General features: G+C 73.6%; 22 protein-coding genes. 7 read left to right on the forward strand and 15 right to left on the reverse strand.

The window, feature by feature from the left end; translation table 11 throughout:
• The first annotated feature begins 79 nt into the window (after positions 1-79).
• Positions 80-1,204, forward strand: a complete 1,125-nt coding sequence (locus ACZ6ZT_RS21300) for a glycosyltransferase family 39 protein (RefSeq protein WP_469721189.1) — start codon at positions 80-82, stop codon at positions 1,202-1,204.
• A 240-nt stretch (positions 1,205-1,444) separates the two neighbouring features.
• Positions 1,445-2,479, forward strand: coding sequence for a phosphatase PAP2 family protein (locus ACZ6ZT_RS21305; RefSeq protein ID WP_469721191.1), 1,035 nt, complete (start codon positions 1,445-1,447; stop codon positions 2,477-2,479).
• A gap of 360 nt (positions 2,480-2,839) precedes the next feature.
• Here the strand turns inward: ACZ6ZT_RS21305 and ACZ6ZT_RS21310 are convergent, their stop codons facing one another.
• On the reverse strand, positions 2,840-3,544 hold the full coding sequence (locus ACZ6ZT_RS21310; RefSeq protein WP_469721193.1) for a LysM peptidoglycan-binding domain-containing protein: 705 nt from the start codon (positions 3,542-3,544) through the stop codon (positions 2,840-2,842).
• 294 nt (positions 3,545-3,838) lie between these two features.
• On the opposite strand from ACZ6ZT_RS21310, the gene ACZ6ZT_RS21315 reads away from it, so the two are divergent.
• Positions 3,839-4,654 carry a hypothetical protein gene (locus ACZ6ZT_RS21315; RefSeq protein WP_469721195.1) on the forward strand — a complete coding sequence of 272 codons (816 nt, stop codon included), beginning with the start codon at positions 3,839-3,841 and terminating at the stop codon, positions 4,652-4,654.
• 248 nt (positions 4,655-4,902) lie between these two features.
• Positions 4,903-5,304, forward strand: a complete 402-nt coding sequence (locus ACZ6ZT_RS21320) for a hypothetical protein (RefSeq protein ID WP_469721197.1) — start codon at positions 4,903-4,905, stop codon at positions 5,302-5,304.
• Positions 5,305-5,322: 18 nt separating this feature from the next.
• Here the strand turns inward: ACZ6ZT_RS21320 and der are convergent, their stop codons facing one another.
• The 4 genes from der to ACZ6ZT_RS21340 form a co-directional block, all read right to left on the reverse strand.
• The gene (gene der / locus ACZ6ZT_RS21325) at positions 5,323-6,786 is read right to left on the reverse strand and encodes a ribosome biogenesis GTPase Der (protein WP_469721199.1); all 1,464 of its coding nucleotides are present in this window, start codon (positions 6,784-6,786) and stop codon (positions 5,323-5,325) included.
• Positions 6,787-6,861: 75 nt separating this feature from the next.
• Positions 6,862-7,449, reverse strand: coding sequence for a lysophospholipid acyltransferase family protein (locus ACZ6ZT_RS21330; RefSeq protein WP_469721415.1), 588 nt, complete (start codon positions 7,447-7,449; stop codon positions 6,862-6,864).
• A gap of 56 nt (positions 7,450-7,505) precedes the next feature.
• Positions 7,506-8,213, reverse strand: coding sequence for a (d)CMP kinase (cmk, locus tag ACZ6ZT_RS21335; RefSeq protein WP_469721200.1), 708 nt, complete (start codon positions 8,211-8,213; stop codon positions 7,506-7,508).
• A 119-nt stretch (positions 8,214-8,332) separates the two neighbouring features.
• Positions 8,333-9,421: a prephenate dehydrogenase gene (locus tag ACZ6ZT_RS21340; RefSeq protein WP_469721201.1), complete on the reverse strand. Its 1,089-nt coding sequence runs from the start codon at positions 9,419-9,421 to the stop codon at positions 8,333-8,335.
• Between the two features lie 184 nt (positions 9,422-9,605).
• On the opposite strand from ACZ6ZT_RS21340, the gene ACZ6ZT_RS21345 reads away from it, so the two are divergent.
• The 3 genes from ACZ6ZT_RS21345 to ACZ6ZT_RS21355 all read left to right on the forward strand — a co-directional run bounded on the left by ACZ6ZT_RS21345 (position 9,606) and on the right by ACZ6ZT_RS21355 (position 11,225).
• Positions 9,606-9,950: a DUF952 domain-containing protein gene (locus tag ACZ6ZT_RS21345; protein ID WP_469721202.1), complete on the forward strand. Its 345-nt coding sequence runs from the start codon at positions 9,606-9,608 to the stop codon at positions 9,948-9,950.
• Positions 9,951-10,048: 98 nt separating this feature from the next.
• Positions 10,049-10,516, forward strand: a complete 468-nt coding sequence (locus ACZ6ZT_RS21350) for a Rieske (2Fe-2S) protein (protein WP_469721204.1) — start codon at positions 10,049-10,051, stop codon at positions 10,514-10,516.
• Between the two features lie 28 nt (positions 10,517-10,544).
• Positions 10,545-11,225 (forward strand): nucleotidyltransferase domain-containing protein, encoded by a 681-nt coding sequence (locus tag ACZ6ZT_RS21355; protein WP_469721205.1) that lies wholly within the window; start codon positions 10,545-10,547, stop codon positions 11,223-11,225.
• Between the two features lie 13 nt (positions 11,226-11,238).
• Here the strand turns inward: ACZ6ZT_RS21355 and ACZ6ZT_RS21360 are convergent, their stop codons facing one another.
• From ACZ6ZT_RS21360 to ald, 10 genes are all read right to left on the reverse strand, one after another.
• Positions 11,239-12,291, reverse strand: a complete 1,053-nt coding sequence (locus ACZ6ZT_RS21360) for an ADP-ribosylglycohydrolase family protein (RefSeq protein ID WP_469721206.1) — start codon at positions 12,289-12,291, stop codon at positions 11,239-11,241.
• Positions 12,288-13,052, reverse strand: coding sequence for an NUDIX hydrolase (locus ACZ6ZT_RS21365; protein WP_469721207.1), 765 nt, complete (start codon positions 13,050-13,052; stop codon positions 12,288-12,290). The genes ACZ6ZT_RS21360 and ACZ6ZT_RS21365 overlap by 4 nt, the downstream gene beginning before the upstream one ends.
• 47 nt (positions 13,053-13,099) lie before the next feature.
• On the reverse strand, positions 13,100-14,194 hold the full coding sequence (locus ACZ6ZT_RS21370) for an AAA family ATPase (RefSeq protein ID WP_469721208.1): 1,095 nt from the start codon (positions 14,192-14,194) through the stop codon (positions 13,100-13,102).
• A complete protein-coding gene (pnuC, locus tag ACZ6ZT_RS21375) occupies positions 14,191-14,799 on the reverse strand; it encodes a nicotinamide riboside transporter PnuC (RefSeq protein WP_469721210.1) in 609 nt (202 codons plus the stop codon). Before pnuC ends, ACZ6ZT_RS21370 begins: the two co-directional genes overlap by 4 nt.
• A 155-nt stretch (positions 14,800-14,954) precedes the next feature.
• Entirely contained in the window at positions 14,955-16,304 is a 1,350-nt protein-coding gene (locus tag ACZ6ZT_RS21380; protein ID WP_469721211.1) for a pseudouridine synthase, read from the reverse strand.
• Positions 16,304-16,936, reverse strand: coding sequence for an SMC-Scp complex subunit ScpB (gene scpB, locus ACZ6ZT_RS21385; protein WP_469721212.1), 633 nt, complete (start codon positions 16,934-16,936; stop codon positions 16,304-16,306). Before scpB ends, ACZ6ZT_RS21380 begins: the two co-directional genes overlap by 1 nt.
• Positions 16,933-18,015 carry a segregation and condensation protein A gene (locus ACZ6ZT_RS21390; protein ID WP_469721213.1) on the reverse strand — a complete coding sequence of 361 codons (1,083 nt, stop codon included), beginning with the start codon at positions 18,013-18,015 and terminating at the stop codon, positions 16,933-16,935. Before ACZ6ZT_RS21390 ends, scpB begins: the two co-directional genes overlap by 4 nt.
• 105 nt (positions 18,016-18,120) lie before the next feature.
• Positions 18,121-18,627, reverse strand: a complete 507-nt coding sequence (locus ACZ6ZT_RS21395) for a hypothetical protein (protein WP_469721215.1) — start codon at positions 18,625-18,627, stop codon at positions 18,121-18,123.
• Positions 18,612-19,730, reverse strand: coding sequence for a ParA family protein (locus ACZ6ZT_RS21400; protein ID WP_469721217.1), 1,119 nt, complete (start codon positions 19,728-19,730; stop codon positions 18,612-18,614). The genes ACZ6ZT_RS21395 and ACZ6ZT_RS21400 overlap by 16 nt, the downstream gene beginning before the upstream one ends.
• 368 nt (positions 19,731-20,098) lie before the next feature.
• Entirely contained in the window at positions 20,099-21,214 is a 1,116-nt protein-coding gene (ald, locus tag ACZ6ZT_RS21405; RefSeq protein ID WP_469721218.1) for an alanine dehydrogenase, read from the reverse strand.
• Positions 21,215-21,307 lie beyond the last annotated feature (93 nt).

The raw sequence follows: 21,307 nt of genomic DNA on the forward strand, positions 1-21,307 counted from the left end.
CGCCCGCTCACGCCTCGTGGTTCTGGTGCGGGGGCCCTCGTACGCACCGTCGATACTCGTGTGCGTGAGAACTGCGCCCGTGGACGAAGTACCCGTCGAGGAACCCGGCCCACGCCGGGCCGCGCCCGCGCTCGCCGCCTTCGCGGCGGTGCGGCTGCTCGGGCTGGCCGTGCTCGGCGCGTGGAGCGCTGCGGCGGGCAGCAGCCCGCACACGCTGCTGTCGGCCCGCTGGGACTCGCTCTGGTACGCCCGGGTCGCCGCAGGCGGGTACGGGTACGAGGTGGTCCTGCCGGGCGGGGCCGTCCACTCCAGCCTGGCCTTCTTCCCGCTGCTGCCGTGGCTGGAACGGCTGGTGGCGGCGCCCACCGGGCTCTCGTACGGGTCGGCGGGCCTGGTGGTCTCGGCGGTGGCGGGGCTCGCCGCCGCCTGGGGGATCTTCGCGGTGGCGGACCTGCTGTACGGGCGGCGGGCCGGGGTGTGCGCGGCGGCGCTGTGGGCGGCGCTGCCGGTCGGGATCGTCCAGTCCATGGCGTACAGCGAGTCGCTGTTCACCGCCCTCGCCGCCTGGTCCCTGTACGCCGTCCAGCGCGGGCGCTGGATCACCGCCGGCCTGCTGGCGGCCGGCGCGGGGCTGACCCGCCCGGTCGGAGCGGCGGTGGTCGCGGCGGTGTGGGTGGCCGGGGCGCTGGCGTGGCGGCGCGGCGCGGGCTCGTGGCGGACGGCGGCCGGAGCGCTGCTGGCCCCGCTGGGCGCGGCGGCGTACGCACTGTGGGCCGGGGCCCGGGCCGGCGGCGGACCACTGGGGTACCTGGACGTACAGGCGGGCTGGGGCAACGGCTTCGACGGGGGCTGGGCCTTCGCCCGCTTCGTCGGGGCGCGGCTGGCCTCCCCCGCCTTCCTCGCCGGGATCGGGCTGGTCGCGGGGGTGCTGCTGGTGCTGTGGGCGTACCGGCTGTGCGTACGGCAGCGGCAGCCGGCCGCACTGCTGGTGTACGGCGGCGTCGTGATGGCCCTGGCGCTGTGCGCCTCGGGGTACTTCGGCTCCAAGCCCCGGCTGCTGCTCCCGGCGTTCCCGCTGCTGCTGCCGGCGGCGGTGGCGCTGGCCCGGTGGCGGCCGGGGCGGACGGTGGCGCTGCTGGGGGCGCTCGCGGCGGCGTCGGCGGTCTACGGGGCCTTCTGGCTGAACGGATCCGGTCCTCCATGATCACGGAACGGATCATTCCAATCCATGATTGCGCAAAGGAATTGACCTGCGGCAATAAGCCGGAGGTAAGTATGCGGATAATTGCGGCGGCAGCACTCCCGGAGTTGAATCGGCACAGTTCCAACGGGCGTCGAAATAGCGGGAATTAAGTTCCGCGTGAGACGCACTCCACATCACATGGTCATCACAAAGCCCGCGATTCGACCGGGCCGCGCTGCGCCGCGCGGTAACGTCGATTGAGTGCGTACCGACCAATTGCTGACCCGTCTGGAGCCGGTGTTCGCCCGGCTGGACCGGGAACCAGAGCGACCGGCTCATCTGCAGACACCGCGGATGAGCCGGCACCGCGTCGTGCTCCTGGCCGCGCTGCTCGCGTGCTACCTCGCGATCGTCGTGGCCGTGCTGACGACGTCCTGGCTCGTCCGGCTGGACTGGCAGATCATGTTCTTCCGGCCCTACGAGCAGTGGCCGCAGCTGCACGCCTTCCTCGACTATCTCGTCGTCCTGGGCCAGCGCGGACCCACGGCAGTGATGGTCGCGGCCTGGCTCGGCTGGCGCTCCTGGCGCCAGCACACCCTCCGCCCGCTGATCACCCTCGGCGTGGCGCTGCTGCTGCTGAACATCACGGTCGGCTCGGTCAAGCTCGGCCTCGGCCGGCTCGGTCCGCACTACGCCACCCAGATCGGCTCCGCCGAGCTCTTCGCGGGCGGCGATATATTTCCTTCCGGCCACACCGCCAACGCCGTCGTGACCTGGGGGATCCTGGCCTACTTGGCCTCCACCTCGGTCACCCGGCGGGTGCTGTCCCTGCTGTCCGCCGTCGTCTCGCTGAGCGTCGGCGCGACCACCGTCTACCTCGGCACCCACTGGGTCAGCGACGTCCTGCTCGGCTGGCTCGCCGGGCTGCTGATCATGCTGGCGCTGCCCTGGTTCGAGCCGCTGATCGCCCGCGCCGAGGCGTACGTCTTCGAGCTGCGCGAGCTGTGGCGCCGCCGCCTGGAGGAGGGCCGGGTCTCCGAGCCCGTCGCCGCCGCGCTCACCCCGCTGCTGTCCGCGGGCGGGAAGTGGCGGCCGGAGCGCGCCCACCCGGAACCGGTGGCGGCAGCCCCGGCCGGGCATTCCCCCACCGCCCGGCCCACCACCCACCCGACGGCCCGCCCGCACGTGATCCGCTCGGAACGCACCCCGGTCACCCCGGCGGGCAGCCGCCGCCCGGCCCACACCGAGCGCCCGGCCACCCGCAGCGCCTCGGCCCGCCCGGCCACCGGCGGCTGACCCACCCGCGGGGCCGGTACGCACACCCCACCCCGCCCGTTCATATACACGGCCCGTCACCCATACGCCCGGACGTTCCTCCGTACCGGGTCACGCTTGTGTCACGGCTTGCCGACAACGCCCCCGAATAGCAATCCCGTCCCCAAAACCCCGGACCGAATCCCCAGGACGAATTCGGAGAAATCCCCACACCCCAAATCCCATTCCCCACCCACCCTCACTCGCCCCCCAGCCCCGCCGGCGTTTGAGGCGCGGGCGCGGAGCGCCGTGCAGTGAGCCGCGCCGGCGACTGAGGCGGGAACGGTGGAAGGGCGGGTAGGGGACAGCCCCGCGCAGCGGCACCCCCGGCCCCGCCCCGGCTCAGCGCCCCGGCCGCGCCGAAGCCCCGGAAGCCACCGGACTCGGCACAGCGGCCGGCACGGCCGAGGGGGACGGCGACGGGGACGCCGAGGGGGATGGCGACGGCGGCGGCAGCACCGCGCCGACCGCCGGCAGGGCCAGGAACACCCCCACCCGCAACCGCTCCGGCCGCTCCCCGATCACCCCCCGGTTCGCCTCGTACAGCGCCCGCCACCCACCCCGCACCCCCCTCTTCCGCGCGATCCCCTCCAACGTCTCCCCACCCCGCACCACATGCACCCGCCCCGCCAGCCCGTACCGCTTCGCGCACACCGGCCACGCCTCCCACCCCTGCACCGCGACCAACTCCTCCGCCACCCGGATCTGCTGCTCCCGGCTCGCCAGATCCGCCCGCGCCGCGTACGCCAGCCCCCCGTACGCCTCCCACGTCGGCTGCCCGAACTGCAGCCCCCCGTAAAAGCCGTTCCCCGTGTTCACCGCCCACCGCCCCCCGCTCTCGCAGTCGGCGACGCAGTCCCACGGCCACTGCCCGCCCGGCCCGCAGTCCCGCGTCCCGTTCCCCGCCCGGGCTCCCGGAGCCCCTGGCGCCGGAGGTGGTGGAACCGCGGCGTCCGCGGAGACGGCCATGGCCACGGGTACGAGCGTGAACAGCACGGCGGACACGACCGCGGCAACGGCCCCTCGCCGGAAACAGAGTGCGGGCATCGCGTCACGCTATGCAGCCCCCGCCCCACCCGACCCGCCCGCCACGCGGCACATCCCGGCGCCCCACCCGGACGGCCGACCACCACCCCTCCCCCAAACGGCCACCATCAGCCGTCAACTGCGCACAACCAAACAACAGTTGCCACTAAAACAAAGCGCCGCCCGATCCGTTCACTCGTCCGGGTGGCCGGTTCGATTCCGTTCCCTCAAACGGCGTGACCCCGGCCACCGCTCCTCCGTTGAGCCCGGCGAGCCGGGAACCCCCCGGCCTCCGCACGAATGAGGAGCCACCCCGTGCCGCGCATGCTCGACGTCAGTCTTGAGGTACGTGAAGAGATCGGTGACGAAGAGGCCGACAGGCTGCTCACCGGCGACGACGCCCCGCGCAGTTACGACTGCACCTCCTGCCGCACCCCCGGCGACCCCGAGACCGACCCCACGAGCACGGTGCTCTTCGTCGGCGACGAGACCGCGGTGCTGGCCTTCGCCCACGCCAGCTGCATCCCCTCCCAGGTCGTCACGGTCTCCGAGGAGCAGCTCCAGGGCGCCGTCCGCAGCATCACCGGCGACAGCCCCGCCCCCCAGACCGACGGGACCGCCGTCGACGTCCCGCAGTCCGTCCCCGGCGGCCAGGCCGTCCTCGGGATCACCAGCGGCCTGGTCCTGATCCGCGGCGAGCTGCACCCGGCCCTGGTCGTCGAGCCCACCGGCCCGATCGCCCGCCCCGGCACCACCGGCCCCGGCGACGACTTCCTGCCGCTCCTCATCGAGCAGGGCTTCATCCCGGTCACCGACACCGACGAGGTGCCCTCCGCGCTCGCCGGCTGGTCGGTGCTCCTCGCCGCCGGCCAGCTGCACGCCGTACTCCAGCCCGGCGCCGCCGGCGGCCCCCAGGTCGCCTGGTGGCAGGCGCACCAGGCGCTCAGCGTCACCGACGGCTGGCGGGCCGCCGTCAACAAGACCCAGCGCGTGCTCATCTACGCCGCCCCGTTCGGCTCCATCGGCCAGCAGCCGCGCGAGGACCTGCTCCGCGACGCCCTGGACAAGGCCGCGAGCAACGGCAAGCTGGTCGCCGCCTCCATGCCGCTGGCCGGTACCCCGGGCGCCTGAGCCCCCGTACCAGCGGCCGGTACGGGGGGCCGAGCCCGTCCCCATCTCCCCTCCGGAGACGGCCGCCCGCCCCACGCGAGGGGGCCGGGCGGCATGCGCCGGGGGTGCGCGGTCCGTCCCGCGCACCCCCGGCGATCTGCGTTTTCCGCCCCCTCACCCCGCATCCGCAGGGCTCCGGGTTCGTTGGCTGATACGTGCATTCATACGACCCCTCCCGCGCCCCGTCCCATCCGAGCAGCGTCCCCCCGATGCGCCCCGCACGGGACCGGGACCTCGCACCGGCCGCCTCGCACACCCCGATCTACGACACGCTGTACTCCGAGTACCTGCGCGCCTTCCGGACCCTGCCGGGCGACCGCTCCGGCGAGGAGGACCTCGGCTTCACGGCGTTCTCGTACGGGTCCTCGTACACCTGCGTCCCGTACGGCGGCTCCTACGGCGTCGGCTCGTACGGGAGCGGCTGGAACGGTTCCGCATGGCAGCAGAGCGAGTCCTGGCAGCCCGCGTACGTGCCCGTCCCGTCCCCGCAGCCCTCGTACGCCACCGCCGGCACCTCGGGGTCCGGATACGGCGGCGGGCGGCAGCACCAGACCGGGATGATGCAGCACATCCCGGCGGCCCTGCCGCCCGCTCCGCGCCGGGGCTACTGACCCCGGCGGCCGTCCGTCCTACTTCTTCTTCTTGTACTGGGCGCCACGCTTCTCGCGCACCCGCACCGAGATGTGGATCGGGGTGCCCTCGAAGCCGAACTCCTCGCGCAGGCGGCGCTCGATGAAGCGCCGGTAGCCGTGCTCCAGGAAGCCGGAGGCGAAGAGGACGAACCGCGGCGGCTTGCTGCCCGCCTGGGTGCCGAACAGGATGCGGGGCTGCTTGCCGCCGCGGATCGGGTGCGGGTGGGCCGCGACGACCTCGCCCAGGAAGGCGTTCAGCCGGCCGGTGGGGACGCGCGTCTCCCAGCCGGCCAGGGCGGTCTCGATCGCCGGGACCAGCTTCTCCATGTGGCGGCCGGTCAGCGCGGAGACGTTGACGCGGGGCGCCCAGGCGACCTGCTGCATCTCGGTCTCGATCTCGCGTTCGAGGTAGTAGCGGCGCTCCTCGTCCAGCTCGTCCCACTTGTTGTACGCGATCACGATCGCGCGGCCCGCCTCGACGGCCATGGTGATGATGCGCTGGTCCTGGACGCTGATGTTCTCGGTCGTGTCGATCAGGATGACCGCGACCTCCGCCTTCTCGACGGCGGCGGCCGTGCGCAGGGAGGCGTAGTAGTCGGCGCCCTGCTGCAGGTGCACCTTCTTGCGGATGCCCGCGGTGTCCACGAACTTCCAGGTGACACCGCCGAGTTCGATCAGCTCGTCGACCGGGTCGCGGGTGGTGCCGGCCAGCTCGTTGACGACGACGCGGTCCTCGCGGGCGACCTTGTTCAGCAGCGAGGACTTGCCCACGTTCGGGCGGCCGATCAGGGCGATGCGGCGCGGGCCGCCGGGGGCGGCGGCGCCGAAGGTCTGCTCGGGGGCCTCCGGGAGGGCCTTCAGGACGGCGTCGAGCATGTCGCCCGTACCGCGGCCGTGCAGGGAGGAGACCGGGTGCGGCTGGCCGAGGCCCAGCGACCACAGGGAGGCCGCGTCGGCCTCGCCGCTCTGGCCGTCGACCTTGTTGGCGCAGAGCACGACGGGCTTGCCTGCCCGGCGCAGCAGCCGGACGACGGCCTCGTCGGTGTCGGTGGCGCCGACCTTGGCGTCGACGACGAAGACGACCGCGTCGGCGGCCTCGATGGCGTACTCGGCCTGGGCGGCGACGGAGGCGTCGATGCCGAGGACGTCCTGCTCCCAGCCGCCGGTGTCGACGACCTTGAAGCGGCGGCCGGCCCATTCGGCCTCGTACGTGACGCGGTCGCGGGTGACGCCCGGCTTGTCCTCGACGACGGCCTCGCGGCGGCCGATGATGCGGTTCACCAGGGTCGACTTGCCGACGTTGGGGCGGCCCACGACGGCGAGGACCGGCAGCGGGCCGTGGCCCGCCGCCTCGATCGCGCCTTCGACATCCTCGATGTCGAAGCCTTCCTCCGCGGCGAGCTCCATGAACTCCGCGTACTCGGCGTCGCCAAGTGCTCCGTGGTCGTGCTGGTCGTTCATGAAGTCCGTTCCTCGTCGTTCGTGGTGATCGGTGGCTCCCGCGCAGCGCGGTTCCACTACTAGGTCAAGTCTCGCTCAGCGCCCGGTGAGGCGCTTGGCGTCGGCCAGGTGGGCGGTCAGCCGCCCCTGGACGCGTTCGGTGGCCTGGTCCAGCGCGGTGCGCGTACGGCGGCCCGTGCCGTCGCCGGCGTCGAAGGCGGAGCCGAAGACGACGTCGACGCGGCTGCGCAGCGGCGGCAGCCCCTTGACGAGCCGGCCCCGGGCCTCGGTGCTGCCGAGGACCGCGACGGGGACGATCGGGGCGCCGCTGCGGACCGCGAAGTAGGCGAGTCCGGCGCGCAGTGAGGCGAAGTCGCCCTCGCCCCGGGAGCCCTCGGGGAATATCCCCAGGGCGCCGCCCCGCTCCAGCACGCCGAGGGCGCGGGTGACGGCGGTCCGGTCGGTGCCGGTCCGGTCCACCTTCACCTGGCCGATCCCCTCCAGGAAGGGGCCGAGGGGGCCGACGTAGGCCTCCTTCTTGATCAGGAAGTGCAGGGGGCGCGGCGCGGTGCCCATGACCATGGGGCCGTCGATGTTGTGCGCGTGGTTCACGGCCAGGATGACGGGGCCGTTGGCCGGCACCTTCCAGGCTCCGAGCACGCGCGGCTTCCACAGCCCGTACATGAGCCCGATGCCGATGCGCCTGCCGACCGCCGCACCCTTGAGGGAGGGCGTACCGCTCACGGGCGACCCGCCCGCTTCTCCTCCACGAGCGTGACCACACACTCGATCACCCGGTCCAGGGTGAGGTCGGTGGTGTCGACCTCGACGGCGTCGGGGGCCTTGGCCAGCGGGGAGGTCTTGCGGCCGGAGTCGGCGGCGTCGCGCTTGATCAGGGCTTCCTTGGTGGCCGCGAGGTCGGCGGCCTCCTTGCCGCGCAGCTCTCCGCTGCGGCGGGCGGCCCTGGCCTCGGCGGAGGCAGTCAGGAAGATCTTGAGGTCGGCGCCGGGCAGGACGGTGGTGCCGATGTCCCGGCCCTCGACCACGATGCCCTCGGCCTCCCGGGCCGCGGCGGCGGCGATGGAGCGCTGGAGCTCGGTGATCAGGGCGCGCACCTCGGGGACGGCGCTGACGGCGCTGACCTTGGAGGTGACCTCCTGGGTGCGGATCGGGCCGGAGGCGTCCTGGCCGTCGACGGTGATGGTGGGCGCGGCCGGGTCCGTACCGGACACGATGGCGGGCTTGCCCGCGGCGAGGGCGATGGCCTGCGGGTCGTCGGTGTCGACGCCGTTGCTGATCATCCACCAGGTGATGGCCCGGTACTGGGCACCGGTGTCCAGGTAGCGCAGCCCGAGCTTGGCGGCCACGGCCTTGGAGGTGCTGGACTTGCCCGTGCCGGAGGGACCGTCGATGGCGACGATCACGGCGGACGGAGCGGCGGTTTCCACGGTGCGGGCACCTTCCTGGTTGCACGTACGTGTCCGGGCGCGCCAAGAGCGCCCCTCCCCCAGGTTACCGGCCCCCGGCACCCCTTGGTTCCGCCGCGTCCCGTCCCCGCCCGGGGCGGCTACTGCGGGCGCAGGGCCCAGCCCCGCTCGCGCAGCTCGGCGGTCAGGCCCGCGACGGCGCGCGGCTCGACCATGAGCTGGACCAGGCCCGCCTGCTGGCCGGTGGCGTGCTCGATGCGGACGTCCTCGATGTTGACCCCGGCCCGGCCCGCGTCGGCGAAGATCCGGGCCAGCTCGCCCGGCTGGTCGCTGATGAACACCCCGACGGTCTCGTAGGCGGCGGGGGCCGCGCCGTGCTTGCCGGGGACCCGGACCCGGCCCGCGTTGCCCCGCTTGAGGACGTCCTCGATACCGGCGGCCCCGCCCCGGCGCTTGTCCTCGTCGGCGGACTGGAGGCCGCGCAGGGCCTCGACGGTCTCCGCCAGGTCGGCGGCGATCCCGGAGAGCACGTCGGCCACCGGGCCGGGGTTGGCGGAGAGGATCTCCACCCACATCCGGGGGTCGGAGGCCGCGATCCGGGTGACGTCGCGGATGCCCTGCCCGCACAGCCGGACGGCCGTCTCATCGGCCTCCTCCAGGCGGGCGGCGACCATGCTGGAGACCAGCTGCGGGGTGTGGGAGACCAGGGCCACGGCCCGGTCGTGCGCGTCGGCGTCCATCACGACGGGCACGGCCCGGCACAGCGCGACCAGCTCCAGTGCCAGGTTCAGCACCTCGTGGTCGGTGTCCCGGGTGGGGGTGAGCACCCAGGGGCGGCCCTCGAAGAGGTCGGCGGTGGCGGCGAGCGGGCCGTTGCGCTCCTTGCCTGCCATGGGGTGGGTGCCGATGTACGCGGAGGTGTCCGCGCCCAGCGCCGCCAGTTCCCGGCGGGGGCCGCCCTTGACGCTGGCGACGTCGACGTAGGCGCGGGCCGTCCCGCGGCCGATGGCGTCGGCAAGGGCCCGGGCGACGTGGGCCGGGGGCACGGCGACGATGGCGAGGTCGACCTGTCCCTCGGGGGCGTCGTCGGTGCCGGCTCCGAGGGCGGCGGCCGTACGGGCCTGGGCCGGGTCGTGGTCGACGAGGTGGACCGCGATCCCGCGCGCGGTCAGGGCGAGCGCCGCGGAGGTGCCGATCAGTCCGGTTCCGATGACGACGGCGGTTCTCACGGGCGCTCCAGGGTGATCGCGTAACGGCGGTTCCCGACTCAGGGTAGCCACCGCCCGCCCGCCACCGCCCCCGGCCTGGTCCCCACCGGGGCCGACCCCGTGTGCGCGACGCCGCACACGGCCTCACCGCGCCCCGGCCGGGGCTGGCGCGCGCCCTCCCTCCCGCTGCGGTAGAACGGCCCGCATGATCTTCCACATCGTCCCGCTCGCCGACTGGAACGCCGCGCCCGCGCTCCCGTACGCCCCGCCCTCGCTCGCCGCCGAGGGTTTCGTGCACTGCTCGGCGGACCGCGCGACCGCCCTCGCCGTCGTGGAGGCCCACTACCGGCGGGTGCCCGGCACCCTGCTCGCCGTGGAGCTCGACGAGGCGGCCCTGACCGCCGAGGTGCGCCGTGCGGACGGTTCCGACGGCCGCTACCCGCACGTGTACGGGCCGTTGAACCGGGACGCGGTGGTGCGCGTGTGGGAGGTGGTACGCGTCCCGGACGGCCCGGCGCACCTGGTCCCCCGGCGGCAGCCGGCGGGATGAAGTGAAGCCGGGGCGCAGGGTGTGGCGGGCTTCTCCCGGAGCCCGGCACGCGCCAGGATGCTGCTCGCCCTTCCGGCCACCGAGCGAGGAGTCCCCCCATGACCGACCCGAATCCGATGAGCGGCCCCGCCCCCACCGCCCGGCGTACCGTACTGGCGGTCGGCGCCGCCGCCCTGGCCGGCGGCACGCTCGCCGCGTGCGGCGGGGGCGGCTCGGACGAGCCGGCCCAGGAGTCGGGCAGCGCCCCCTCCCCGCAGTCCTCCGGCGGGGCCGGCGGCAAGACCCTGCTGAAGTCCTCGGCGGTGCCGGTCGGCGGCGGCGTGGTCCTCAAGGACCAGAAGCTGGTGGTGACCCAGCCGACGGCCGGGTCCTTCCGCTGCTTCTCCGCGGTGTGCACGCACCAGGGCTGCCTGGTGAACAAGGTCGCCGACGGCACGATCGACTGCCCCTGCCACGGCAGCGAGTTCCAGATCGCGGACGGCGCGGTGGCCAAGGGCCCGGCCACCCGCCCGCTGCCCGAGCAGAAGATCACGGTGGCCCCCGACGGCGCTATCTCACTCGCGTAGGGCCGCTCCGGCCGCCTACCCTCCCGGGATGGACGACCTGACCCTGGTACGGGAGCACACGATCTACGCCTGCGTCATGGGCTCCCGTGCCTTCGGGCTGGCCACGGAGGCGAGCGACACCGACCGGCGCGGCGTCTATCTCGCCCCCACCCCGCTGTTCTGGGGGTTCGAGAAGCCGCCGACGCATGTGGAGGGGCCCCGGGAGGAGGAGTTCTCCTGGGAGCTGGAACGTTTCTGCGCCCTCGCGCTGCGGGCCAACCCGAACATCCTGGAGTGCCTGCACTCCCCCCTGGTGGACCGCCTCACCCCGGCGGGCGAGGAACTCCTCTCCCTGCGCGGGGCGTTCCTCTCCCGCCGGGCCCACACCACCTTCACCCGCTACGCGAAGTCCCAGCACGGCAAGCTCCTCGCGGACGTACGCCACCACGGCGCCCCGCGCTGGAAGCACGCCATGCACCTGCTGCGCCTGCTGATCTCCTGCCGCGACCTGCTGCGCACCGGCCGGCTGACGATCGACGCGGGCCCGCACCGCGAAGCCCTCCTCGCGGTCAGGCGGGGCGAGCGCACCTGGGAGGAGGTCGAGGCCTGGATGGCCCGCCTCGCGGACGAGTCCGACACCGCCCTCACCACGACCCCCCTCCCGGCCGAACCGGACCAGACCCGCGTGGCGGACTACCTCCACCGCTCCCGACTGGCCACGGCCCGCTAAGCCGGCTCTCCCGTCACGCGTCCCAGAGCGTGCCGAAGGCCAGGAGTTCGGAGCGGTACTCGATGCGGCCCTCCCAGTCGCGGGGCCACACGTCCGCGCCGAGGTGGGCTCCGGCGAAGGCGCCGGCGAGGCAGGCCAGGGAGTCGGAGTCGCCCGAGGTGCAGGCGGCCCGGCGCAGGGCCAGGAGGGGTTCCTCCGGGAACAGCAGGAAGCAGTGCAGGGCGGTGGCCAGCGCCTCCTCGGCGATCCAGCCCTGGCCGGTGGTCAGGCAGGGGTCGGTCTCCGGGGACGGGGTGCGCAGGGCGGCGGCGAGGCGGTCGAGGACGGCCAGGCAGTCGTCCCAGCCCCGGGCGATGAAGGACTCCGGGGTGGCGTCGCAGGCGGTGCGCTGCCAGAGGTCGCCGAGCCAGCGCTCGTGGTAGCGGGTGCGGTTCTCCAGGGCGTACGAGCGCAGCCGCCCGACCAGGCCGGTCACCTCCGTGCCGCACGCCAGCAGCTGGACGGCCCGCGCGGTGAGGTCGGAGGCGGCGAGTGCGGTGGGGTGGCCGTGGGTGAGGGCCGACTGGAGCTGGGCGGCGCCCGCCCGTTCCTCGTCCGTCCAGCCCGGCACCAGGCCGATCGGCGCCACCCGCATGTTCGCCCCGCAGCCCTTGGAGCCGGTCTGGCTGGCGTCGCGCCAGTCCCGGCCGGGCTCGTCCAGGAGACGGCAGGCCACCATGCAGGTGCGGCCTGGGGCGCGGTTGTTCTCCGGGGAGTGGTACCAGTCGACGAACTCCTCCCGGACCGGCCGGGCGAGCCGCAGCGGGCCGACGTGTCCGCGCTCGGCGGCGGTGCGCATCCCGCGGGCCAGCGCGAGGGTCATCTGGGTGTCGTCGGTGACGAGGGCCGGGCGGGGCAGGGCCATCTCGCGCCACGGCCCGGACTTGGCGAGGATCGACGGGACGTCGTTGAACTCGGTCGGGAAGCCGAGGGCGTCGCCCAGGGCCAGGCCGATCAGGGCTCCGGTCGCGGGGCGCTTCTGCGCGGCCGGGCGCGTGGTGGAGCGCGTCGTGGGACTCGTCGTCATCGGGCGGGGCCTTCCGTGGGGCGGAGCAGGGGCGGGTGCAGGGCGGTCGCCGGTCCCGCCCGGTAGAGCGCGGCGGGCTTGCCGCGGCCGCCGGTCAGCCGGGCGGCTCCGGGGACGGCCTCGACGAAGCCGGGCGTGGCGAGGACCTTGCGGCGGAAGTTGGGGCGGTCCAGGGCGGTGCCCCAGACGGTCTCGTAGACGGCCCGGAGCTCGCCGAGGGTGAACTCGGGCGGGCAGAAGGCGGTGGCGAGGCAGGTGTACTCCAGCTTCGCGCCGACCCGTTCCCGCGCGTCCGCGAGGATCCGCGCGTGGTCGAAGGCCGGCTCGGACACCTCCCCGACCGGCACCCACCGCGCCCGGTCGGCGTCCCCGCCGCCGCCTGCGGCCGGTTCGGGCATGTCGGGGACCAGCGCCGTGAACGCCACCGACACCACCCGCATCCGGGGGTCCCGGTCGGGTTCGCTGTAGGTGCGCAGCTGTTCCAGGTGCAGGGAGGCGACCAGGGCGGGCGCCAGCCCCGTCTCCTCGGCCAGTTCGCGCCGGGCGGCCGTCTCGGCGGACTCCCGGGGCAGGACGAACCCGCCGGGCAGCGCCCAGGCACCGGCGTACGGTTCCTGCCCGCGCCGGATCAGCAGCACGTGCAGCTCCCCGCCGCGCACGGTGAGGACGGCGAGGTCCACGGTCACGGCGAACGGCTCGAACGCCCGGGGGTCATAGGGCGGGCTCCCGGCCGCCCCGGAGCCGCCGCGCGCGGGAGCCACGCCCAAGGGACCGGCTCCCTCGGCGGCCCGGCCCGTCGCGCCCGCGTTCACCGGCGCTCCGGAAGGGGGTCCGCGAAGTGCCAGCCCTCCGCCAGCAGGGCGTCGACCGCCGACACGGCCGTCTCCAGCCGGGTGCGCCGGTCACCGCTCACGATCAGGAAACGCCGTCCCGTGCGCATGAGTTCCCGCCGGAAGCGGGCCGTCATCCACGGCCTGAGCCCCGGCCCGTCGCGCAGGCCGTCGTCCTCGAAGGGCACCCCCGCGTCGTCGGTCAGCAGGTACAGGTCCCGCCGGGTCAGGTCGGCGATCTTCTCGACCTCCCGGTTGCGCCCGCCCAGGTACCGCGTGTGCCAGATGCCCGTCGCGAAGGAGTCCGTGTCGCAGAACAGCACGGGCGAACCCAGCCGGGCGGCGCGTTCCTCCGCCGCGTCCTGGCGGCGGGCGATCACCGGGAACTCCGCCGAGGTGAAGACCACGTCCGCCCAGGACGCCGCCGGATCGGCCGCCCGGGCCGCGGCGAGCTTCTCCTCGCTGTACTCGCGCCCGTACTCCGCGACCCAGCCGGTCTTCGCCCACACCCCGCCGCGCCGCCGGTAGTGCGCCGCCAGCTCCCGCGAGAGGGTCGTGGTCCCGGTGGACTCGGCGCCGAGCACGACGACCCGCCGGGTCAGCGCGGCCCGTACGCCCGGCCCGAGGAACTCCCAGCAGCCCGCCGGGTCGGCCCGTACGGCCGTGCCCGACACCGGGAACAGGGTGCGTGCCGGGTCCACGCGGACCTCCTCGGCGCCGAAGCGCCGCGCGAGCTCGCTCCCGTACTCCTCGGAGGTGAACACGGCGTCCACGGGCCGGCCCACCGCGCCCCGGAAGATCGCCATGTGCGCCTCCCAGACCGCCGGGTCGCGCAGGTCGACGGGGATGTCGTCGACCGCCCCGACCACCTCCGCCCCGGGGTGCTCCTCGCGCATCCAGGCCACCCGGTCGGCGAGCGGCACCGACTCCACCGACGCGGCGCACACCAGCACGGTGAGCCGTTCGCACTGGTCCTGGGCGGTGCGCACCAGGTGGTGGTGTCCGGCGTGCGGCGGGTAGAACTTGCCGAGCACCAGCCCGTGCCCGTACCGCTCGCGCTTGCCCCCGCTCACGCCGCCGCCCCCACGGCCGCCGTACGGGCGCCGGCCCCCGCGAGGGCCCGGCGCCAGCCGACGAGCCCGGCCACGCAGAGGGCGAGGAAGGCGACGTAGAGGAGGGACGTCAGGTACAGGCCCTTGTAGAGGTAGAGCGGGACGTAGACGAGGTCGGCGGCGATCCACAGCCACCAGGACTCCAGCAGCTTGCGGCACTGCCCGTAGGTGGCCATCAGTGAGAGCCCTGTGGTCAGCGCGTCCCAGAAGGGGACGGTGGAGTCGCTGACCGCGCCGAGCAGCAGGGTCAGTACGGCGACCCCCACCGCCCCCGCCGCGAGCAGCCAGGCCCATTCGGCGGCCGTGGTGCGGCGCACCGGCAGGGCCGTGGCGGTTCCCGGTCCACCCCCGTGGGTCCAGGACCACCAGCCGTACGCGGCGAGGGCGATGAAGACGATCTGCAGCCCGGCGTCGGCGTAGAGGCCGGCCTGGGCGAACAGCACGATGAAGAAGACGTTGTTGGCGATGCCGACCGGCCAGTTGGCGACGTGCTGCCGCGCCACCAGGACGACGCAGACGGCGCCGGTGACGAAGCCGAGCACCTCGGTCCAGCTCGTACTCCACATGGCGACAGCCCCTCCCCTTAATGGTCACTGTGACTATAAACAGGGGTGGAGGCGCGGGACAAGCCGTTTACGGCACCGGTACCGGATACGCCGAAGCCCGCGGCGCCTCGGGGGGCGTCGCGGGCTTCGGGCCTACAGCGGGGTGGGGGCGGGGCCTACAGGCCGACCTCGCGCATCAGCATGCCGACCTCGGTGTTGGTCAGGCGGCGCAGCCAGCCGGACTTCTGGTCGCCCAGCTCGATCGGGCCGAAGGAGGTCCGCACCAGCTTCTCCACCGGGAAGCCGGCCTCGGAGAGCATGCGGCGCACGATGTGCTTGCGGCCCTCGTGGAGGGTCACCTCGACCAGGTAGTTCTTGCCGACCTGGTCGACGACGCGGAAGTGGTCGGCGCGGGCGTACCCGTCCTCCAGCTCGATGCCGTCCTTGAGCCGCTTGCCGATGTCGCGCGGCAGCGGGCCGGTGATCGCGGCGACGTAGGTCTTCTTCACGCCGTACTTCGGGTGCGTGAGGCGGTGGGCCAGCTCACCGTGGTTGGTGAGGAGGATGATGCCCTCGGTCTCGGTGTCGAGCCGGCCGACGTGGAAGAGGCGGGTCTCGCGGTTGGTGACGTAGTCGCCCAGGCACTGGCGGCCGTCCGGGTCCTCCATGGTGGAGACGACGCCGGCCGGCTTGTTCAGCGCGAAGAACAGATACGACTGGGTGGCGACGGTCAGGCCGTCCACCTTGATCTCGTCCTTCGGCTGGACGCGCTTGCCCTGCTCCAGCACGATCTCGCCGTTGACCTCGACGCGGGCCTGCTCGATCAGCTCCTCGCAGGCGCGGCGCGAGCCCATGCCGGCGCGGGCGAGCACCTTCTGCAGGCGCTCACCCTCCTCCTCGGCGCCCGGGAAGGTCTTCGGGGTCTTGATCACGGGCTTGTCGGCGTACCGGTCGCGCACGCGCTCCTCGATCCGCGCGTCCAGCTCGCGGGGACGCGACTGGCCGCTGCGGCTGCCGGGACCGCGGCGCGGGCCGCCGGCCCCGCCGATGCCGGGGGTCTTGGAGGTCTTGGGGCCGCCCTTGGCACCACCGCGCGCCTCCGCGCCGCGGGCGCCGCCGCCACCGGCGCGGGGGCCGCTGCGGCCGTTGCGCTCGCCCTCGGGGCCGACGTCGTAGCGGCGCTCCTCGGGGCGGGGGTTGCGGGGCCGCTGGGGCGCCTGGTCGCGGTCGCGGGAGTCGGAGCCACCGCCCTGGTAGCCGCCGCCCTGGTAGCCACCGCCGCCGGAGGAACCGCCACCGCGGTAACCGCCACCGCCGCCGGAGGAGCCGCCGGAGGAGCCGCCGCGGTAACCGCCGCCACCGCCGGAGGACGAGCCTCCGCGGTGACCACCGCCACCGGAGGAGCCGCCACCGCGGTAGCCGCCGCCACCGCCGGAGGAGGAGCCGCCGCGGGAGTTACCGCGTCCGCCACCACCGCCGCCGCTGTTCCTGTTGCCGCCACCGTTGCCGTTGCCGCTGCTTCGCATCAAAGTTCCGTCGTCTTGTCGTCTTCATCGGTATCCGGTGCATCCGGATCGAACGACGGAACACCCTCTCGCGTCTCGGCTTCGATCGCGTCCGCCTCGGGGAGGAAGGGCGCGAGCTCCGGGAGCTCGTCCAGGCCTCGCAGGCCCATCCGCTCCAGAAAGTAGTTCGTCGTCCTGTACAGGATCGCACCTGTTTCGGGTTCCGTGCCCGCCTCGGCCACCAGACCCCGCTGCAGGAGGGTCCGCAGGACCCCGTCGCAGTTGACTCCGCGGACCGCCGAGACCCGCGAGCGGCTGACCGGCTGGCGGTACGCGACGACCGCGAGCGTCTCCAGGGCCGCCTGGGTGAGACGGGCCTGCCGGCCGTCCAGGACGAAGGCCTCGACGGCGGCCGCGTAGGCCGGCCGGGTGTAGAACCGCCAGCCCCCGGCGACCTCGCGCAGCTCGAAACCGCGCCGCGCGGCGGTGTACTCGTCGGCGAGCGCGGCGAGCGCCCCGGCGACCTCGCGCGGGGTCCGCTCCAGCACCTTGGCCAGGTGCTCGACCGTCGCGGGCTCGTCGACCACCATCAGGACCGCCTCCAGCGCGCCCCTGAGGTCCAGCGCCTGCGTCTCCTGTGTCCGCGTCGTCATTCCCGTACCTCCACGACCTGGTCGAACTCGTCCGTCACCGTCGGCATCCCGTCGCCGTCCCCGCCGCACCAGCGCACCGTGAGCGTGAGCAGGGCGTCCTCCTGGTCGAGGACCACCGCCTTCTCCCGGTAGAGCTCCAGGAGGGCCAGGAAGCGGGCGACGACCGTGAGGGTGTCCGGCGCGTCCTCGGCCAGTTGCTGGAAGGTCGCCTCGCCGCGCGCCTTGAGCACGCGTACGAGCAGCCCCGCCTGCTCCCGCACGCTGACCAGCGGGGCGTGGATGTGGTCGACGTACACCTCGGGCTTCGCCTTCGGCCGCATGGCGCGCACCGCGAGGCGGGCGAAGCCCTCGGCGCCGATGGCGATGACGACGTCGGGCAGCAGTGCGGCGTGGTGCGGCTCCAGCCCGACGGTACGGGGGTGGCGCCTGCCCTCGTCCTCGGCCCGCGTCTCGAAGATCGCGGCGATCTGCTTGTACGCCCGGTACTGGAGCAGCCGGGCGAAGAGCAGGTCCCGCGCCTCCAGCAGAGCCAGGTCCGCCTCGTCCTCGACCTCGGCGACGGGCAGCAGCCGGGCGGTCTTGAGGTCGAGCAGGGTGGCCGCGACCACGAGGAACTCGGTGGTCTGGTCGAGGTCGCCGTCGGGGCCCAGGGCGCGCATGTGGGTCATGAACTCGTCGGTGACCCGGGACAGGGCGACCTCGGTGACGTCCAGCTTGTGCCGGGAGATCAGCTGGAGCAGCAGGTCGAAGGGCCCCTCGAAGTTCGCCAGCCGCAGGGTGAACCGGCCGTCGCCGCCCGCCGTGGCCCCGGCGTGCTCCGCGAGCGCCCCGTCAGCGGCTCCGGAACCCTCGGGGGCCGCTCTCCCGCCTCCACCCGCCGCGCGGCCCTCAGCAGCCGCCTCAGCGGCCGCCTCGGGGGCGGCCTCGTCGGGCGCGGGCTCCACGACCACGGGCCGGGCCGACGCGGACTCCACGGGCCCGGCCGGTACGGGCTCCCCGGCCACCGCCTCCCCGGACGCTCCCGGGCCGCGCCCCAGGCTCCGGCGGGCGGGGCGGGCGTCGGCGTGGTTCGGGGGCATCGCGGTCCTGGGTGGTGCGGAAGACGGCCGGACGGCCACCAGCAGCCTAGGCCCTGCCCGGGGAGATGTACGGGTACGGCCCCGCCCGGCTCCCCGGCGTCGTGGTCAGCGGCCGCGCAGGCGGCGGACCAGGATGCTCGCGTCGCCGCGGGACTCCAGGTCCGCGAGGACCACGGCCACCGCCTCGCGCACGATGCGGCCCCGGTCGACCGCGAGGCCGTGCTCACCGCGGAGCACCAGCCGGGCGTGCTCCAGGTCCATGAGCTCCTCGGCCGAGACATAGACCGTGATCTTCTCGTCGTGCCGCTCGCGCCCGCTCGGCCGCCGGTTGGCGCCCCGGCCCTGCCCCTTGCCGGACCGGGGCGAGGACGCCCCGGCGGCGGTGGCAGAACCTTCCTGCGCCCTGCGCTGCGGGCCCACCGAAGGGTCGCCGGGCTCCCGGCCGCGGGCGTCTCCCGTGGTCCGCGCCGTGCCGTCCGCCGGTGCGGCCGAGTGCTCCGCCCCGGCCGGCGCCTCGTCGGCGCCCCGCCTCGGCGAGGACGCCTGGAGGGCCATGCCCCCGGTCGTACGGAACAGTTCGTCGGCTCCGGGCAGACTCACTCGGCGGGACACCGGGCGAGCACCTCCCTGGCCAGCTGGCGGTAGGCGGCGGCGCCGACGGAGTTGGACGCGTACGTGGTGATCGGCTCACCGGCGACCGTGGTCTCCGGAAAGCGCACCGTGCGGCCGATGACCGTGTGGTAGACGTGGTCGTCGAACGCCTCGACGACGCGCGCCAGCACCTCGCGGCTGTGCACCGTACGGGAGTCGTACATCGTGGCGAGGATGCCGTCGAGTTCCAGCTCCGGGTTGAGCCGCTCCTGCACCTTCTCGATGGTCTCGGTCAGCAGCGCGACACCGCGCAGCGCGAAGAACTCGCACTCCAGCGGGACGATGACCTTGTGCGCCGCCGTCAGGGCGTTCACGGTCAGCAGGCCGAGCGAGGGCTGGCAGTCGATCACGATGTAGTCGTAGTCGGCCATCAGGGGCTTCAGCGCCCGCTGGAGGGTCGACTCGCGCGCGACCTCGCTGACCAGCTGCACTTCGGCGGCGGACAGGTCGATGTTGCTCGGCAGCAGGTCCATGTTGGGGACCGCGGTCTTGAGCAGCACCTCGTCGGCCGACATGCCCCGCTCCATGAGCAGGTTGTAGACCGTCAGGTCGAGTTCCATCGGGTTCACGCCGAGGCCCACGGACAGCGCGCCCTGCGGGTCGAAGTCGACGAGCAGCACGCGGCGCCCGTACTCGGCGAGCGCGGCGCCCAGGTTGATGGTCGACGTGGTCTTGCCCACGCCGCCCTTCTGGTTGCACATCGCGATGATCTTCGCGGGACCGTGTTCGGTCAGCGGGCCCGGGATCGGGAAGTACGGCAGCGGGCGTCCGGTCGGGCCGATCCGCTCACGGCGCTGGCGGGCAGCGTCGGGGGCGAGGGTGGCCGCGTACTCGGGGTCCGGTTCGTACTCCGCGTCGGGGTCGTAGAAGTGCCCTTCGGGCACGTTGTCGTAGTCGGCGAAACCAGTGGGCTTTTCGCCGCTCCGGTCGCCGGCCCTGGAGTTCACGTCTAGGCCGTCCATGCTCTTTCGGGGCGTCGTCATGTGCTGGTGGTTTGCGAAGGTGCGGACTGCGACGGAGCCGACGGCTTCCCGCCCGGCAGGACTCTGTCCCCGCTCAGGCACGTCTGCTCGACCACCCCCAGGAGCAAATGTCGACTCATTCACAAGTCGTCTTACCTCCTCGGACGTGACCAGGACACTTATCGATAGGTCAGCGTGGCACCATGCCGACGGTTGGCGACTCTATGGCGTGTCACCGCCCAGCGGCAACACAATCCACCGGACCCGCCGCGTTGTGTCGGCAACCGAACACCACTCTGTCAAGGGCGTGCGAGCTGTCGCCGCGAAGTTTCGCGGGTGTGCGAAAGGGTTAAAGGGTTACGTTCGAGGCGAGTTGAGCGGGGTCCGCGCCGCCGCCCGGAACGCGTCCGGCCGGACCTCGGGGGCAAGGTCCGGCCGGATACGTGAGATTGACGTCAGTCGTTGACGGCTCAGCCGATCAGCGTGTTCAGCTCCAGGGTCGGCAGGCCGTGCGCCTCGGCGACCGGACCGTAAACGACCTGGCCGTCATGGGTGTTGAGGCCCAGCGCCAGCGCCGGGTCACGGCGCAGCGCCTCGACCCAGCCGAGGTTCGCGAGCTGCACGATGTAGGGCAGCGTCGCGTTGGTGAGCGCGTAGGTGGAGGTGTTCGGCACCGCGCCCGGCATGTTGGCGACGCAGTAGAAGACCGAGTTGTGGACCTTGAAGGTCGGCTCGGCGTGGGTGGTCGGACGGGAGTCCTCGAAGCAGCCGCCCTGGTCGATCGCAATGTCGACAAGGACACTTCCAGGCTTCATCTTGGCGACGAGCTCGTTGGTGACCAGCTTCGGGGCCTTCGCACCCGGGATCAGCACCGCGCCGATGACGAGGTCGGCCTCGATGACGGCCTTCTCCAGCTCGTAGGCGTTGGAGACGATCGTCTTGATCTTCGTGCCGAAGACCTTGTCGGCCTCGCGGAGCTTGTTGATGTCGCGGTCCAGCAGGGTCACGTGGAAGCCCATGCCGATGGCGATCTGCGCGGCGTTCCAGCCGGAGACGCCGCCGCCGATGACCACGCACTCGCCGGCGTGGGTGCCGGGGACGCCGCCCGGGAGCACGCCGCGGCCGCCGGCCGAGCGCATCAGGTGGTAGGCGCCGACCTGCGGGGCCAGCCGGCCCGCGACCTCGGACATCGGGGCGAGCAGCGGGAGCGCGCGGTTCGCGAGCTCGACCGTCTCGTACGCGATGGCGGTGGTGCCGGACTCCAGCAGGGCGTCCGTGCACTCGCGGGAGGCCGCGAGGTGCAGGTAGGTGAAGAGGGTCTGGTCCTTGCGGAGGCGGTGGTACTCCTCCGCGATCGGCTCCTTGACCTTCAGCAGCAGGTCGGCGGCCGCCCACACCTCGTCGGCGGTACCGAGGATCTCGGCCCCGGCGGCGACGTACTCGGCGTCCGTGATCGAGGAGCCGACGCCGGCGTTCTGCTCGACGACGACCTGGTGGCCGTTACGGACCAGCTCATGCACGCCGGCGGGCGTGATGGCGACCCGGAACTCGTTGTTCTTGACCTCGCGGGGGATGCCGACCTTCATCGTCGATCACGGTCCTTGGCTCAGGGGATATTAGGGGGCACTTCCATACATACCCGCCCACAAGAACGCGCAACGGGATGCACCACGAGATGA

It is taken from the genome of Streptomyces sp. NPDC102258 (genome assembly GCF_055584685.1).